Origin of the sequence: Streptomyces alfalfae, assembly GCF_004127445.1 — a bacterium.
Classification (GTDB): Bacteria; Actinomycetota; Actinomycetes; order Streptomycetales; family Streptomycetaceae; genus Streptomyces; species Streptomyces alfalfae.
In genome coordinates this window covers 120,481-135,728 of the sequence record NZ_QEXM01000036.1, presented here as the reverse complement: position 1 = coordinate 135,728, position 15,248 = coordinate 120,481, and the positions used below count along the sequence as shown (strand labels likewise).

Annotated in this window: 14 protein-coding genes and 1 pseudogene; 9 read left to right on the top strand and 6 right to left on the bottom strand. The window is 72.7% G+C overall.

Annotated elements, in window-relative coordinates:
- Positions 1–250: 250 nt before the first annotated feature.
- Both DCW30_RS15045 and DCW30_RS15040 read left to right on the top strand, forming a co-directional pair.
- Positions 251–1,312, top strand: a complete 1,062-nt coding sequence (locus tag DCW30_RS15045; protein ID WP_076682972.1) for a glucose 1-dehydrogenase — start codon at positions 251–253, stop codon at positions 1,310–1,312.
- Positions 1,313–1,446: 134 nt separating this feature from the next.
- Positions 1,447–1,683: a DUF5133 domain-containing protein gene (locus tag DCW30_RS15040; RefSeq protein ID WP_076682974.1), complete on the top strand. Its 237-nt coding sequence runs from the start codon at positions 1,447–1,449 to the stop codon at positions 1,681–1,683.
- A gap of 39 nt (positions 1,684–1,722) precedes the next feature.
- Here the strand turns inward: DCW30_RS15040 and DCW30_RS15035 are convergent, their stop codons facing one another.
- On the bottom strand, positions 1,723–2,079 hold the full coding sequence (locus tag DCW30_RS15035) for an STAS domain-containing protein (protein ID WP_076682976.1): 357 nt from the start codon (positions 2,077–2,079) through the stop codon (positions 1,723–1,725).
- A 184-nt stretch (positions 2,080–2,263) separates the two neighbouring features.
- Here DCW30_RS15035 and DCW30_RS15030 point away from each other — a divergent pair.
- A pseudogene (locus DCW30_RS15030) lies at positions 2,264–2,983 on the top strand (GAF and ANTAR domain-containing protein); the annotation flags it as partial.
- 19 nt (positions 2,984–3,002) lie between these two features.
- Here the strand turns inward: DCW30_RS15030 and DCW30_RS37470 are convergent.
- Both DCW30_RS37470 and DCW30_RS15020 read right to left on the bottom strand, forming a co-directional pair.
- Positions 3,003–4,256, bottom strand: a complete 1,254-nt coding sequence (locus DCW30_RS37470) for a metallophosphoesterase (RefSeq protein ID WP_076682980.1) — start codon at positions 4,254–4,256, stop codon at positions 3,003–3,005.
- Between the two features lie 129 nt (positions 4,257–4,385).
- Complete coding sequence (locus tag DCW30_RS15020) at positions 4,386–6,287, bottom strand: ABC transporter ATP-binding protein (protein ID WP_076682982.1); 1,902 nt, start codon at positions 6,285–6,287, stop codon at positions 4,386–4,388.
- 343 nt (positions 6,288–6,630) lie between these two features.
- Between DCW30_RS15020 and DCW30_RS15015 the strand changes: the two genes are divergently transcribed.
- Positions 6,631–8,772, top strand: coding sequence for a glycoside hydrolase family 3 N-terminal domain-containing protein (locus DCW30_RS15015; protein ID WP_418347329.1), 2,142 nt, complete (start codon positions 6,631–6,633; stop codon positions 8,770–8,772).
- Positions 8,773–8,833: 61 nt separating this feature from the next.
- On the opposite strand, the gene DCW30_RS15010 is transcribed toward DCW30_RS15015, so the two are convergent.
- Positions 8,834–9,691 (bottom strand): GNAT family N-acetyltransferase, encoded by an 858-nt coding sequence (locus tag DCW30_RS15010; protein ID WP_076682986.1) that lies wholly within the window; start codon positions 9,689–9,691, stop codon positions 8,834–8,836.
- 406 nt (positions 9,692–10,097) lie between these two features.
- Between DCW30_RS15010 and DCW30_RS15005 the strand changes: the two genes are divergently transcribed.
- Positions 10,098–10,988 carry a glycoside hydrolase family 19 protein gene (locus DCW30_RS15005; RefSeq protein WP_076682988.1) on the top strand — a complete coding sequence of 297 codons (891 nt, stop codon included), beginning with the start codon at positions 10,098–10,100 and terminating at the stop codon, positions 10,986–10,988.
- A 48-nt stretch (positions 10,989–11,036) separates the two neighbouring features.
- Here the strand turns inward: DCW30_RS15005 and DCW30_RS15000 are convergent, their stop codons facing one another.
- Positions 11,037–11,600, bottom strand: coding sequence for a TetR/AcrR family transcriptional regulator (locus tag DCW30_RS15000; RefSeq protein ID WP_119271196.1), 564 nt, complete (start codon positions 11,598–11,600; stop codon positions 11,037–11,039).
- Positions 11,601–11,708: 108 nt separating this feature from the next.
- Between DCW30_RS15000 and DCW30_RS14995 the strand changes: the two genes are divergently transcribed.
- From DCW30_RS14995 to DCW30_RS14985, 3 genes are all read left to right on the top strand, one after another.
- On the top strand, positions 11,709–12,200 hold the full coding sequence (locus DCW30_RS14995; protein WP_103557355.1) for a nuclear transport factor 2 family protein: 492 nt from the start codon (positions 11,709–11,711) through the stop codon (positions 12,198–12,200).
- A gap of 109 nt (positions 12,201–12,309) precedes the next feature.
- Positions 12,310–12,726 carry a CBS domain-containing protein gene (locus tag DCW30_RS14990; protein ID WP_076682992.1) on the top strand — a complete coding sequence of 139 codons (417 nt, stop codon included), beginning with the start codon at positions 12,310–12,312 and terminating at the stop codon, positions 12,724–12,726.
- A gap of 160 nt (positions 12,727–12,886) precedes the next feature.
- On the top strand, positions 12,887–14,284 hold the full coding sequence (locus DCW30_RS14985; protein ID WP_076682994.1) for an NADP-dependent succinic semialdehyde dehydrogenase: 1,398 nt from the start codon (positions 12,887–12,889) through the stop codon (positions 14,282–14,284).
- A gap of 46 nt (positions 14,285–14,330) precedes the next feature.
- Here the strand turns inward: DCW30_RS14985 and DCW30_RS14980 are convergent, their stop codons facing one another.
- The gene (locus DCW30_RS14980; RefSeq protein WP_076682996.1) at positions 14,331–14,558 is read right to left on the bottom strand and encodes a DUF5133 domain-containing protein; all 228 of its coding nucleotides are present in this window, start codon (positions 14,556–14,558) and stop codon (positions 14,331–14,333) included.
- A gap of 126 nt (positions 14,559–14,684) precedes the next feature.
- Between DCW30_RS14980 and DCW30_RS14975 the strand changes: the two genes are divergently transcribed.
- Positions 14,685–15,221 carry a DUF6328 family protein gene (locus DCW30_RS14975; RefSeq protein WP_076688565.1) on the top strand — a complete coding sequence of 179 codons (537 nt, stop codon included), beginning with the start codon at positions 14,685–14,687 and terminating at the stop codon, positions 15,219–15,221.
- The last annotated feature ends 27 nt before the right edge of the window (positions 15,222–15,248 follow it).

The following is a 15,248-nucleotide window of genomic DNA, read 5'->3' as shown; positions in this document are numbered from 1 at the left end:
CGCCCCCTTCTCCGCCCCTGATCGCGGCTCGCCCCCCGACCTCGACCTCGACCATGTCGAAGTTGTTGGGTAAAGATGCTTATGTGGGGATTATGCGGAGCGTCGCGCCGATCGGCATGTGCGCCGGGAATGCCGACGGCGGCGTATGGGGCTCGCGAAGGCGGGCACTCTGGCACGAAAGGCCCCCTTCGTCCGCGCGGCCCCGTCCACCGGTTCCGCCGCACCCCCGTTCCGAGCCTGGAGAGTGCCCATGCGTGCCGTCACCGTCCGACCCTCCGCCCGTGATTCCCTGTCCGTGCGCGACATGCCCGATCCGGTGCGCGGCGAGGGCGAGCTGCTGGTGGACGGCCTGGCGGTCGGGGTCTGCGGCACCGACAAGGAGATCGTGGCGGGCGACTACGGCTGGGCGCCGCCCGGCGAGGACCGTCTGATCATCGGCCACGAGTCGCTGGGCCGGGTGCGCGAGGCGCCGCGGGACAGCGATTTCGCCTGCGGTGACCTGGTGGTGGGCGTGGTGCGCCGCCCGGACCCCGAGCCGTGCGGCGCGTGCGCGCACGGCGAGTTCGACATGTGCCGCAACGGCCGCTACACCGAGCGCGGCATCAAGGAGCGCCACGGTTACGCCGGCCGGACCTGGACCGTGGAGAGCGACTACGCGGTCAGGCTCGACCCGGCCCTGGAATCGGTGGGCATGCTGCTCGAACCGACCACGGTGGTGGCCAAGGCGTGGGAGCAGGTGGAGCGGATCGGCAGCCGCGCCTGGTTCGAGCCGCGGCGCGCCCTCGTCACGGGAGCGGGGCCCATCGGCCTGCTGGCGGCGCTGCTCGGCGTGCGGCGCGGTCTCGACGTCCACGTACTGGACCGGGTCACCGGGGGGCCGAAGCCGGGCCTGGTCAGGGACCTGGGAGCGACCTACCACAGCGAGGACATCGGCGAGGTCGCCGCCAAGCTCCGCCCCGACGTGGTGATCGAGGCGACCGGCGCGGGCTCCGTGGTCTTCCAGTCGATGGCCGGGACGGCGACGTACGGGATCGTCTGCCTGACCGGCGTCTCCCCCAAGGGGCGCCGGCTCTCCGTGGACGCGGGGACGATCAACCGGGAACTGGTGCTGGAGAACGACGCGGTGGTGGGCTCGGTCAACGCCAACCTCCGCCACTACCGGCAGGGGGCGGACGCCCTCGCATGGGCCGACCGCTCCTGGCTGGAGCGGATGATCACCAGGCGCGTGCCGCTGGAGCGCGCAGCCGAGGCGTTCACCGCGCGCGAGGACGACATCAAGGTGGTCATCACCCTCGACGAGCAGCAGGAGTAGCCAGCATTCCCGAAATGATGGGAATGGCGAGAATGACGGGAAGAGAAAAAACAGTAGAAGTGAAGGGGAATGTCGGGATTGGGGCGGGGTACCGCAGGGAGCGTATGCCGCTTGGCTCCGAAAGGATGACTGTCGTGCTGATGGCCCAACCCGTGCTGCGCAACCTGGTCGAGAACTACGAGGCGCTGAGCGCCCGCCGCCCCGGACGGCCCGGACACCCCGCCGCGAGCGCCGAGAACGCCGAAACCGCCGAGACCCGCCGGCGCATGGAGGACGTCGCCTACACCCTGTGCGTCTCCACCGGGACCCGCGACATACAGAGCGCGCTCGCGGTGGCCAGACGGCAGCTGCACCCCGCCTCGCCCCGTTAGAAGCCGGCGGCGGAGGGGCGATTCCGCGGGCCGGCCCCGTCAGTCCGCCGCCGCCTCCCGCAGGGCCGAGAGCAGGTCGGGGTGGACCGCGAGGTAGACGTCGGCCGCGGTGACGCGCAGGACGTGCCGGGTCAGCCGGTGCGGGGCGACCACCAGCAGCCGCACCCCGAGCCGGTCCGCCAGCGCCTGCGTCCGCTCAAGGACGCCGACGGCCGCCGCGGTCAGACAGGGGGTGCGCAGATCGACGATGGCGACGCGCGTTCCGGCGGACCTGAGCAGCCGCCGCAGATCGTCACGGACCCGTTCGGCGTTGGCGAGGTCGACGATCTCGGCCAGCGGGATCACGATCGGTTCGGCGTCGGCATCGGTGTCGACGGGATGGTTCGGCAGGGACACGGAAAGCTCCAGAGCACTGTTCAGCCCATGGGCAGCCGCTGCCTGACTACGCCTCTGGCAAGAGGCTATCGGCGGAGCGCCGCCACCGAAACCGTCCCGGTCGACTCCCGGGTGAACGAGCGAACCCACATGCGATTCACGTCCCTGGCATGACGGGCCGCGGACGGGTACTCGCCCGGGGGATATGCCCGCCCCTCACGAAAGGCGCCCCCGCACCATGACCGCCTTAGAGCCAGGTCTGCCCGGAATCGGGGAGCAGGCCCTGGCACAACTACAGTCGCTGCTCCTCGACTCCGACCGGCTGGAGGGGTTCCTCCAGGACCTGGTGGCCCTCGCCGCGGAGCTGCTGCCCATCCGGGTGCACTGCTCCATCACCCTCGCCTCGCCCGGCCGGCTGCGCACCGCGGCGGCGAGCGACGAGCCGGTCCGCCGTTTCGACCAGGAGCAGTACGACATGGGCGAGGGCCCCTGCCTGGAGGCCCTGCGGACCGGTGAGACACACGCGATCAGCGACCTGAGCGACAGCGGCCGCTTCCCGGCCTTCGCCGAGCGCGCCCTGCTGCTCGGCATCCGCTCCGCGCTCGCCCTGCCCCTGGCGCCGCCGGGCCGGTGCGGCACCGGGGTGATGAACCTCTACGCCGATGAGCCGGACGGCTTCTCCGGCCCGGTGCGCGACCAGGCCGCGGTATTCGCGGGCCACGCGGCCGGGGCCATCGGGGTGGCCCACAAGATCGCCGAACAGACCCGGTTCAGCGAGCACTTGCAGGCCGCGCTCGCCTCCCGCACGCAGATCGACCAGGCCCTCGGCATCCTCATGGCCCAGCAGCGCTGCACCGCTCCGCGGGCCTTCGAGATCCTGCCCCGCGCCTCACAGAACCGGAACAAGAAGGTCCGTGACCTCGCGACCGTCCTGATCACCAAGGTCAGCGGCGCCCCGCCGACGCCGACGACGCCCCTGGAGCCGCAGTCGACGCCGCCGCGCCCAGCGGGCTCGACGTGCGGACGCTGTGGGCGAGGCGGGCCGTGCGGGTGGGGACGTCCACCGTGTACGCGTCCACCGTCATCGCCCGGTCGGACGCCTTGAGGACCATGAAGCCGTGGTCGGCGAAGTTCTGCCAGGACGCCGGGTGACCGTAGTGGGCCCTGCCGTCACCCGCCTTGCCGGCGGCTCCGCAGACGATCTGCCGGGTGCCACCGGTGCGGCTGGTGGGCTCCAGCATCTGGAGCGTGTGGTCGTGGCCGGAGAGGATGAGGTCGGCCCGGCCGCACACCACCTCCTCGTACAGCTCCTTGAGGTGGACGCCGCTGGTGTAGTCGCCGATCGTGAAGCCGTCGTACGAACCGGCGCTGCCGTGCTTGCCGTTGTTCAGGTACGGGTGGTGCCCGAGCACGACCTTCCAGCGCGCCCGCGACGCCTTGAGCGCGCCGTCCAGCCAGGCGCGCTGCTCCCGCATGTAGGGGCCGTTCCACCGGTAGTGCGGGTCGAGTTGGGCCACGTAGGAGGAGACGGGGTTGGTGTCGATGGCGAAGAACTCCACCAGCGGCCCGCCCTCCCCGGCCGCCGGGAGCGCCACGTCGTAGTAGCGGCTCGGCATGTGCCAGCGCCGTGATCCCTTGGCGTACGCGACCTCACGGTCGCCGCGCGAGGGGTCGCCGCCGCTGCCGGGTATCAGTCCCGAGCAGTCGTGGTTGCCGAGAACCATCAGCCACGGCATGTCCAGGCCCGTGTTGGGCTCCTCGAACTTGGTGCGGAACTCGGAGTCGTCCGCGGACTCGGGGCCGTTCTCGTAGATGTTGTCGCCGAGCCCGACGGCCAGGCCGACCCCTTCGGCGCGGCAGACCTCCCGCGCCGCGGCGGCCACCGCGTGCTGCGCCTCCTCGCCCGTGCCGGCGTCACCGGTGAGGAGCACGGCGTACTCCCCGTTCCGGTTCGGCGCCGTCGGCAGCGGGAACCTGCCGGAGCGGGCAGCCGCCGCCGCGGGCGTCCGGCCCGCGCCCGACAGGACCGTGAGCGCCGCCGCGCCCGCCACCGCGCCGCCGAGGACGGCGCGCCGCCGGGGCGCCCGCATGGCCCGGACCCGCTCCCCCACCGGGCCGTCGAAGAGCGCGGGGTCGGCCCGCAGCCACTGTTCCTCGGTCAGGTCCGCGCTCGGCGGTATCAGCTCGTCGTCGCACATGGGGGGTTTCTCTCATGGATGCGGGCGGCGAAGGTGGGGAACCGATGAACTCCCGGTGGACGTCCGGACACGGATTCGCCGCCTGCGCGGGGCCCGGGGCGCCTAGCCGGGCCCCGGGCCGCCTCGCGCTCAGGCCGCCTCCACGACCTGAGCCGCGTCGGCCGCCCCGGCTCCCTTGGCGAACTGGGTCCGGTACAGCTCCGCGTACCGCCCGTCGGCGGCGAGGAGTTCGTCGTGCGTGCCGCGTTCGACGATCCGGCCGGCCTCGACGACGAGGATGAGGTCGGCGGCGCGGACCGTGGAGAGCCGGTGGGCGATCACCACGGCGGTGCGGCCCTCAAGGGCCTCGGCGAGCGCTTCCTGCACGGCCGCCTCGGAGGTGTTGTCGAGGTGTGCCGTCGCCTCGTCGAGGATGACGACCCGCTGCCGGGCCAGGAGCAGGCGCGCGATGGTCATGCGCTGGCGCTCGCCGCCGGAGAGCCGGTAGCCGCGCTCGCCGACCACGGTGTCGAGCCCGTCGGGCAGGGAGCGCACCAGGTCTTCCAGGCGCGAGCGCCGCAGCACGTCCCAGAGTTCGTCCTCGCTCGCGTCCGGCCGGGCCAGGAGCAGGTTGGCGCGTACGGACTCGTGGAAGAGGTGCCCGTCCTGGGTGACCATGCCGAGGGTGGCCCGCAGCGACTCGGCGGACAGGTCCCGCACGTCGACGCCGCCGATGCGCACCGCGCCCTGGTCGGTGTCGTAGAGCCGCGGCAGGAGCTGCGCGATGGTCGACTTGCCCGCCCCCGACGAGCCGACGAGCGCGACGGTCTGGCCGGCCTCGGCGCGGAAGGAGACGCCGTGCAGGACCTCTTCGCCGCCGCGGGTGTCGAGGGAGGCGACCTCCTCGAGGGAGGCCAGGGAGACCTTGTCGGCGGCCGGGTAGGCGAAGCGCACGTCGTCGAACTCCACGGCCACGGCCCCCTCGGGGACGGGGGTGGGCTCCGGCTTCTCCGCGATCAGCGGCTTCAGGTCGAGGACCTCGAAGACCCGCTCGAAGCTGACGAGCGCGCTCATCACCTCGACGCGCGCACCCGCCAGGGAGGTCAGCGGCGCGTAGAGCCGGGTGAGCAGCAGGGCGAGCGAGACGATGGCGCCCGCCTTCAGCGAACCCTCCAGGGCGAAGTACCCGCCGAGTCCGTAGACCAGGGCCAGCGCGAGCGCCGAGACCAGGGTGAGCGCGGTGATGAACGCGGACTGCGCCATGGCGGTGCGCACGCCGATGTCGCGCACGCGGCGGGCCCGGGCGGCGAACTCGGCGGACTCGTCGCCGGGCCTGCCGAAGAGCTTGATGAGGGTGGCGCCGGGCGCCGAGAACCGCTCGGTCATCCGGGTGCCCATGGCGGCGTTGTGGTGCGCGGCCTCCCGCTGGAGCCTGGCCATGCGGGCGCCCATGCGGCGGGCGGGCACGACGAAGACGGGGAGCAGCACCAGGGCGAGCAGGGTGATCTGCCAGGAGAGGGTGAGCATCACGGCGAGGGTCAGGAGCAGGGTGACGATGTTGCCGACGACCCCGGAGAGCGTGTTGCTGAAGGCGCGCTGGGCGCCGATCACGTCGTTGTTGAGGCGGCTGACCAGGGCGCCCGTGCGGGTGCGGGTGAAGAAGGCGACGGGCATGCGCTGGACGTGGTCGAAGACGGCGGTGCGCAGGTCGAGGATGAGGCCCTCGCCGAGGTTGGCCGACAGCCAGCGGCTCAGCAGGCCGATGCCGGCCTCGGCGAGCGCGATGGCGGCGATCAGCAGGGCGTAGCGCACGACGGTGGCGGAGTCGCCGCCGGAGACGATGACGTTGACGACCTTCCCGGCGAGGACGGGCGTGGCCACGGCGAGCAGGGCGGTGACGACGCTCAGCAGCACGAACTGCCAGATGCGCTTGCGGTGGGGCCGCGCGAAGACTCCGATGCGGCGAAGGGTGGCGCGGGCGAAGGGGCGGCGGTCCTGCTGGGCGTGCATCACGCTGTACAGCTGGGTCCAGGCCGTGGTTTCCATGCTCATGAGCAGAACGTTAGGACCTCAAGCTAACTTCAGGTCAACCATTCACGAGAAGCGCGCCCGCCTCTGCCGTGTCCCTTGACCCACGTGTAGCAGGAACGTACTTTCGCTTCAATTTCTGTGGTCACCACTGAAGTTATTCCCCCCACTGAGGTGAGAAGGCGAACGCATGCGTGATGTACGAAGGCGTACTCTGCTGTCCGCTCTGGGCGGCACGGCGGTCGCGGGAGGCGCGCTCGGCGCCCCGGGCGCCGCGGGTGCGAGCAGCGCCGACGCGGCGCCGGGCGGCCCCGCGGCCCGCCCGGAGAAGGCGTATCACCACGAGATCCGGAAGCTGCTCGACCGTATGACGGTCGAAGAGAAGCTGGGCCAGCTCCAGCAGCTGCCGTGGACCTACGACACGGGCCCCGGCGGCGGCGACACCAAGGAGGCGGAGGACGCGGCGCGGGCGGGCAAGCTCAGTTCGGTGCTGAGCATCTACGGCGCGAAGTCCACCAACGCCCTGCAGCGCATCGCCGTCGAGGAGTCCCGCCTCGGCATTCCGCTGGTCTTCGGCCTCGACGTCATCCACGGCTTCTGGACGACGTTCCCGATCCCGCTGGCGCAGGCGGCGAGCTTCGACCCCGACGTCACCAGGGCGGACGGCGAGGTCTCGGCGAAGGAGGCCCGCTCCAACGGCGTGCACTGGACCTTCGCGCCGGCCATGGACGTCACGCACGAGCCGCGCTGGGGCCGCGTCGCCGAGGGCAACGGCGAGGACCCGTACCTGACGTCGGTGTTCGCCGCGGCCAAGGTCAGGGCCTACCAGGGCGACGCCGACGGCGAATCCTCCGCGCCCTACCGCGCCAAGGACCGCGTCGCCGCCTGCGCCAAGCACTTCGTCGCGTACGGCGGCGCCGAGGGCGGCCGTGACTACAACACGGTGGACGTCTCGGAGTCGCGCCTGCGCAACCTCTACCTGCCGCCGTTCAAGGCGGCCCTGGAGGCCGGGGCCGCCACGGTCATGGCCTCGTTCAACACCATCAGCGGCGTCCCCGCCCACGGCAACACCCACACCCTCACCGACATCCTGAAGAAGGAGTGGGACTTCGACGGCATGGTGGTCAGCGACTGGACCGGCGTCCAGGAGCTGATCGCGCACGGCTTCGCCGAGGACGGCGCGGCGGCGGCCCGCCTCGCCCTCAACGCCGGCGTCGACATGGAGATGACCAGCACCAACCTGGTCCGACACGGCAAGAAGCTGCTGCGCGACGGCAGGATCGGCGAGCGGCGTCTCGACGACGCGGTGGCCCGCGTCCTGCGCCTCAAGTTCGACCTCGGCCTCTTCGAGAACCCCTACGTCGACGAGGACGACGCCGTCGCGGGGCCGACCGCCGCCACCCGCAGGGCGGCCCGCACGGCCGCGGCGCGCTCGATGGTGCTGCTCAAGAACAAGGGGAAGGCGCTCCCGCTGAAGCGGTCGGTCGGGTCCATCGCCGTGGTCGGCCCCTTCGCCGACTCCGGCGACCTCCTCGGCACCTGGTCGTTCCCGGGCGCCATCGAGAAGTACCCCTCGGTGAAGGTCCTCGACGCCGTCGAGCGGGCGGCGCCGGGCGCGAAGGTGACGTACGCCCGGGGCGTCGATCCCGAGGGCGGGGACACCGGCGGCATCGGCAAGGCGGTGGCCGCCGCGAAGGCCGCCGACGTGACGGTCGTCGTGGTGGGCGAGCCGTCCGCGATGAGCGGCGAGGCGGCGGCGCGCAGCGACCTCTCCCTGCCCGGCGCCCAGGAGAAGCTGGTGAAGGCGATCGCGGCGACCGGCCGCCCGTTCGTGGTCGTCCTCGTCAACGGCCGCCCGCTGACCATCGGCGACTGGCTGGACTCCGCGCCCGCCGTCCTCGAGGCCTGGCACCCGGGCATCGAGGCGGGCAACGCCATCGCCGACGTGCTGTTCGGCGAGGTGGCGCCCGGCGGCAAGCTGCCCGTGTCGTTCCCGCGGGCGGTCGGCCAGATCCCGATCCACTACAACCACGAGTCGACGGGCCGCCCCTACGACGCGGACAACAAGTACACGTCGAAGTACCTGGACCTGCCGCCGGACCCGCAGTTCCCCTTCGGGCACGGCCTGAGCTACACCACGTTCGAGATCGGCGCGCCGAGGCTCAGCCGTGAGCGTGTCTCCGCGGACGCCCTGCGCGAGGGCGACACCCTGGAGGTGTCCGTGCGGGTCACCAACACCGGCGAGCGCGAGGGCGACGAGGTCGTCCAGCTCTACGTCCACGACGTCGCGGCCAGCCTGACGCAGCCGGTGCGCAGGCTGCGCGGCTTCCGGCGCGTCACCCTCGGTCCGGGCGGGTCGCGCACCGTCCGCTTCCGGCTCGGCGCGGCGGACCTCGGCTTCTGGACCAACGCGCCGCACGGCGAGTTCACGGTGGAGGAGGGCACGGTCGACCTCTACGTCGGCGACAGCTCGGCGGCGAAGGGGAGGACGACGCTGACGATCACCTGAGCGGAGGCGAGGCCCGGGCGCGGGCGGGCCCGGTGGCGCCGGGCCCGGCCCACGCCTGCCTTCAGCCGAGTTCGAGGGTGGTGACCCCGAAGACCCGCTCCCGCGCGAAGCTCCGGACGGGGCCGGTGTACATGCGGGCCGTGTCGAAGGTCGGCTTCATGCCGCGCGCCTCCGCGAGCGCGACGGCCGCCGCGTTGTTCTCCGGCACGTCGATGGCGACGGGCGCGCCGCCCGTCTCGGCCGCCAGCGCGTCGAGGAGCGCCTCGGCGTCGGCCCGCGTGTCCGCGAAGAGCGGCCCCACGCGCGGCACGTCGCGGCCGGGGCGGATCACCCCGTACCCGGTGAGCGTGCCGTCGACGACGCGGGCGAGCGCGCGGTGGCCGGGGGCGGTGAGCCAGGACCGCAGAAAGCGCGGCCGGTCGGCGGGCACGCAGGCGCCGTCGTACGCGGTGAGCGCCCGCAGGTCCGCGGCCTCGACGGGGCGCACGCGCGGGTCGCTCGCGCCGGCGGCGGGCAGTGCGCCGATGTAGCGCAGGGTGCCGTGGGCGCGGGCGAACCCGGAACGGCGGTAGTTGTCCTGCTGGGCGGGGACGCCGTCGAGGCCGACGGTCCGGCCGGCGGCGTGGGCGAGCCCGGCCCGCCAGGTGGCGAGCCCGTGGCCGCGGCCCCGCAGGCCCGGGCGGACGAGGTAGAAGCCGAGGAAGGCGTAGTCGTCGCCGTAGGTGACGACGGAGACCGCGGAGACCGGTTCACCGTCGACGCGCCCCACGAAGAACCCCTCGGGGTCCTGCGCGAAGAACGAGGGGGCGTCGCCGAGGCCGGGATTCCAGCCCTCGTCCGCCGCCCACCCGGTCACCACGCGCCAGTCGTCGAGCGTCGCCCGTGAGACCACGAGGCGCCCGGAACCCGCATCCGTCATCGCTCCACCCTTCTGGGGTCCGCGGTGGGCCCCCGCGGGCCGCACCGGATGCATCCTGCCCGGGCGGGCGCCGGCCGATGCCGGCGCCGCGGATGACCGGCCATGCCGATGCCGCGACGACCGGTCGGCGTCCACATGCTGGACGGGCCGGTGAATTCCCGTGATGCGGAACCGTCCGCGGAAGGCCCCGGCGGCAGGGCGACCGCGTCACCACCCGCTGTCATCCGTCCAGTTGAGAGCCGGATCATCCGCACCCGACGCCAACCGGTGGCGCGGCGGGGCCCGTTCGGGCCGTCGAACCAATATTGGTCCAGACCTTGACAGGTTCAGACCATTTCGCTTGAGTCACCGACACCCCCATGGCGGCGTGGAGCCCACCCCTCGCCCGCCCGTTAGGAGATGTCGCATGATCAAACGCCTCACCAGTCTCGCGGCCGCCCTGGCCGCGCTCTGCGCGATGATCGTCCTGGGCCCGGCCGCCGCCACGGCGTCCGCGGCCGCGTGCGCCGCGCCATGGAGCTCGTCCTCCGTCTACACGGGCGGCAAGACCGCCTCGCACAACGGGCACAACTGGACCGCCAAGTGGTGGACCCAGAACGAGACGCCGGGCCGCTCCGACGTCTGGGCGGACGCGGGCGCCTGCGGCGGCGGCACGGATCCGGGCAACCCCGACCCGTCCGGATTCGTGGTCAGCGAGGCCCAGTTCAACCAGATGTTCCCGAGCCGGAACTCGTTCTACACGTACAAGGGCCTGACGGACGCGCTGAAGGCGTACCCGGCCTTCGCCAACACCGGCAGCGACACCGTCAAGCGCCAGGAGGCGGCGGCGTTCCTCGCCAACGTCCACCACGAGACCGGCGGGCTGAAGTACATCGTCGAGCAGAACCAGGCCAACTACCCGCACTACTGCGACGCGAACCAGCCCTACGGCTGCCCCGCCGGGCAGGCCGCGTACTACGGCCGCGGCCCGATCCAGCTCAGCTGGAACTTCAACTACAAGGCCGCGGGCGACGCGCTCGGCATCGACCTGCTGCGCAACCCCTACCTGGTGGAGCGGGACCCGGCCGTCGCCTGGAAGACCGGCCTCTGGTACTGGAACACCCAGTCGGGCCCCGGCACCATGACGCCGCACAACGCCATGGTCAACGGCAAGGGCTTCGGTGAGACCATCCGCGCCATCAACGGCACCCTGGAGTGCAACGGCGGCAACCCCGCCCAGGTGCAGAGCCGCATCGACCGCTACAAGCAGTTCACCCAGCTCCTCGGCACCACGCCGGGCTCCAACCTGAGCTGCTGACACCCCTCCCCCGAGCACGGCCCGCGGCCGGGCGGTCCTGATCCCCGATCAGGACCGCCCGGCCGCCGCGCCGAGCAGCCGCTCCGCCCCCCGCCGCGCCTCGCGGGCCGCCTCGGGCGAGCCCGAGATCGCGGCGGCCGTCATGGCGCCCTCCGCGAGCAGGACCAGGGGGCCGGTCAGCGCCTCCGGATGGCCCGCGGCCGTCACCAGCTCCGCCATGTACGCGCGGAAGGCCCGCTTGTGCGCGCGCACCGCGTCGGCCACCGCCGGGTCGACGGCGCCGAGTTCGCCGTACGCGTTGACGAAGGCGCAGCCGCGGAAGTCCGGCTCGGTGAACCAGGCGTGCAGCCAGTCGTAGACCGCGAGGACGCGCTCGTCCCCCTCGGGCCGCTCCCCCACCGCGGCCGCGAGCCGGGCGCGCCAGCGGCGGTCCCTGCGGTCGAGACAGGCCTTGACCAGCTCCGACTTGGCGGGGAAGAGCCGGTAGAGCCGCTTGAGCGAGAGCCCCGACGCGGCGCGCACCTGGTCCATGCCGACCGCCTGGATGCCCCGCTCGTAGAACAGCCCCTCCGCGGCGTCGAGCAGCCTGGTCTCCGCCTCGGCGTGGTCCATGGGCGCCTCCCGGGATCGACCGTGTGTGAGAACGCACGTTCTCTGACATGTCCGAGGCTACTACAGTGGAGAACGATCGTTCTCCATCCGGCAGGCCCAGGAGTGACCATGACCATCAGGAGTGACACGACCACCATGACGCGGCCCCCCGTACCCCCCTTCACCCGCGAGACGGCGATCGAGAAGGTCCGCCTCGCCGAGGACGGCTGGAACAGCCGCGACCCCGAGAAGGTGGCCCTCGCGTACAGCGAGGACTCCCGGTGGCGCAACCGCGCCGAGTTCGTCACCGGACGCGCGGAGATCGTCGCCTTCCTGTCCCGCAAGTGGGCCCGCGAGCTCGACTACCGGCTGATCAAGGAGCTCTGGGCGCACGACGGCCACCGCATCGCGGTGCGTTTCGCCTATGAGTGGCACGACGACTCGGGGCAGTGGTTCCGGTCCTACGGCAACGAGAACTGGGAGTTCGGCGACGACGGCCTGATGCGCGTGCGCCACGCCTGCGTCAACGACCTCCCCATCGCGGAGTCCGGCCGCCTCCACCACTGGCCCCTCGGCCGCCGCCCCGACGATCACCCGGGCCTCACCGCGCTCGGACTCTGAACGAAGGCGGGCGGAGGAGGTGTCACGTCCCGGGCGCTGGGCACCCGGAGGGCGTCGGCGGCCCGGTACCGCCGGACCGCGAAGCCCAACGACCGGCAAGGAGGCATACGTGACCACCGCTCGCGACATCATGACTCCGGGCGCCGAGTGCGCGGGGGCCGAGGAGACCGTCCTCCAGGCAGCCGCCAAGCTCACCGGACTCGGTGTCGGCGCGCTGCCCATCTGCGGCGCCGACAACCGTCTCAAGGGAGTCCTCACCGACCGCGACATCGTGGTCAAGGTCCTCGGGAAGGGCAAGGACCCCTCCAAGGTCCTCGTCGGGGAACTCGCGCAGAGCGAGGCCGTGACGATCGGCGCGGACGACAGCGCCGACGAGGTCTTCGCGACCATGACCAGCCACAAGGTGCGGCGGCTCCCCGTGATCGACGGCCACTCCCTCGTCGGGATGGTGGCGCTCGCCGACGCGGCCCGCGCCCTCGCCGACCCGAAGGCCGGACAGCTCCTGGAGGCGCTCTCCACGGACTGACGGTCCCTCCCGGCCGGAACGCGCCGCCCTCCTCTCCCATCTCCCCCGGGGCGGCGCGTTCCGGTCTCTCCGTATGCCCCCGCGCGTCCCCCGGCCTACGCTGGCCATCCCGGGCCGGGGGCCCATCCGCCGCGCCCAGGCACCCCCCAGGAGGAACCGCATGCCCATCGCCACGGTCAATCCCGCCACCGGTGAGACGCTCGAAACCTTCGAACCGCTCGGGACCGCGGAGATCGAGCGCCGCCTCGCGGCGGCCGAAGCGGCGTACGCGAAGCACCGCACCACCGGCTTCGACGAGCGCGCCCGGCTGCTGAACCGGGCCGCCGACCTCCTCGAAGAGGACGCGGCCGACATCGCGCGGACCATGACCACCGAGATGGGCAAGCCCGTCAAGGCGGCCGAGGCCGAGGCGGCGAAGTGCGTCAAGGCCATGCGGTGGTACGCCGAGCACGCGGCGGAACTGCTCGCCGACGAGCACCCCGCGCAGGCCGACGTGTCCGACTCCGGCGCCGCGCGGGCCCTGGTGCGCTACCGCCCGCTGGGCGTCGTGCTCGCCGTGATGCCGTGGAACTTCCCGCTCTGGCAGGTGGTGCGCTTCGCCGCCCCCGCCCTCATGGCGGGCAACGTGGGCCTGCTCAAGCACGCGTCGAACGTGCCGCGGACGGCCCTGTACCTGGAAGACCTCTTCCGGCGCGCCGGATACCCCGAGGGGTGCTTCCAGACGCTGCTGATCGGGTCGGACGCCGTCGAGGCGATCCTGCGCGACGACCGGGTGGCCGCCGCGACCCTCACCGGCAGCGAGCCGGCGGGCCGCTCGGTGGCCTCCGTCGCGGGCGACGAGATCAAGAAGATCGTCCTGGAACTCGGCGGCAGCGACCCCTACCTCGTCCTGCCGAGCGCCGACGTGGCGCGCGCCGCGCGGACCGCGGTGACCGCCCGCGTCCAGAACAACGGCCAGTCCTGCATCGCCGCCAAGCGCTTCATCGTGCACGCCGACGTCTACGACGACTTCCGCGACCGGTTCGTCGCCGGGATGCGGGAGCTGACCGTCGGCGATCCCCTCGAGCGGGACACCGACGTGGGCCCGGTCGCCAGCGAGCGGGGCCGCGCCGACCTGGAAGAACTTGTCGACGACGCGCTCGGCCAGGGCGCGAGCGCCCTCTGCGGCGGCGGGCGCCCCGAGGGCCGGGACCAAGGCTGGTTCTACTCCCCCACCGTCCTGACGGACATCACCCCGAAGATGCGCGTCCACCGGGAGGAGACGTTCGGGCCGGTGGCCACGCTGTACCGCGTGCGGGACCTGGACGAGGCGGTGGCGCTCGCCAACGACGTGCCGTTCGGGCTGAGTTCCAACGTGTGGACCCGCGACGAGGCCGACATGGACCGCTGCGTGCGGGACCTCCAGGCCGGCGGCGTCTTCTTCAACGGGATGACCGCCTCCCACCCCGGGCTGCCCTTCGGCGGCGTCAAGCGCTCCGGCTACGGCCGCGAGCTGTCCGGCCACGGCATCCGCGAGTTCTGCAACGCCACGACGGTCTGGTACGGCCCGGCCGAGTAGGACCCGGCCGGGCGGACCGCGCGGGGCGGGGGCGGCGGACGGCGGGTCAGGCCGTCAGCAGGGAGTCGTCCGTCGTCCGGGCCCCCGGCAGCCGGTGACTGGCCGCGACCAGCGCGGCGTCGACGTCACTCGTGCCGGTCGCGACGCACAGGCTGTACGCGATGTCCTGGAACTCCTGACGGCTCGCCGCGCTGCCCTGGTCGGCGCGGAGCATCGCCAGGGCCTTGTAGCGCTCCACCAGGTCTTGCAGCAGGACGGGATGTGCCAGCAGCACGGGGGCTCCTCCCTCGGGGGCGTTCCGGGTCGTTCGTTCGCGGTCCGTCTGCCCCGCCCCCGCCACGTGAATCAGCGTTGATCGCTCCGATTGTGGTCCGCCCGCATCCTGTGCAGACTCGAAGCCGTGGACACCTCGCGCGGCAATGTCGATGACGGACCCCGGGAGGGGCCCGGGGGCGACGGGCCCGGCGACGGCCGCCGGGAGACGCAGGACGAGCGCGCGGACCGGCGCTGGGCCGAGCTCATCCAGGAAGTGCGCGTGGCGCAGACCGGCGTGCAGATCCTCTTCGGCTTCCTGCTCACCGTCGTCTTCACGGAACGGTTCAAGGCCCTGGGTGACACCGACCGGCTCATCTACATCGTGACGGTCGTCCTCGGCTCGGCGGCGACCGGCGCCCTCATCGCCCCCGTCTCCTTCCACCGCCTGGTGACGGGCCGCTGGATCAAACCCGCGGCGGTCGTCTGGGCCTCCCGCCTGACCCTCGTGGGCCTGCTGCTGCTCCTCGGCACCCTGACGGCCGCGCTGCTCCTCGTCCTGCGCGTCGCCACGCACAACGCCGTGGTGCCCTATCTGGTGGCCGGAGTCGTCGCCTGGTACCTGCTCTGCTGGTTCGTGCTGCCCGCCTGGGCCCGGCACCGCCACACCACACCGGACCAGTAGCCGGCGCTGCCGCGCCGCTGCTCGGCG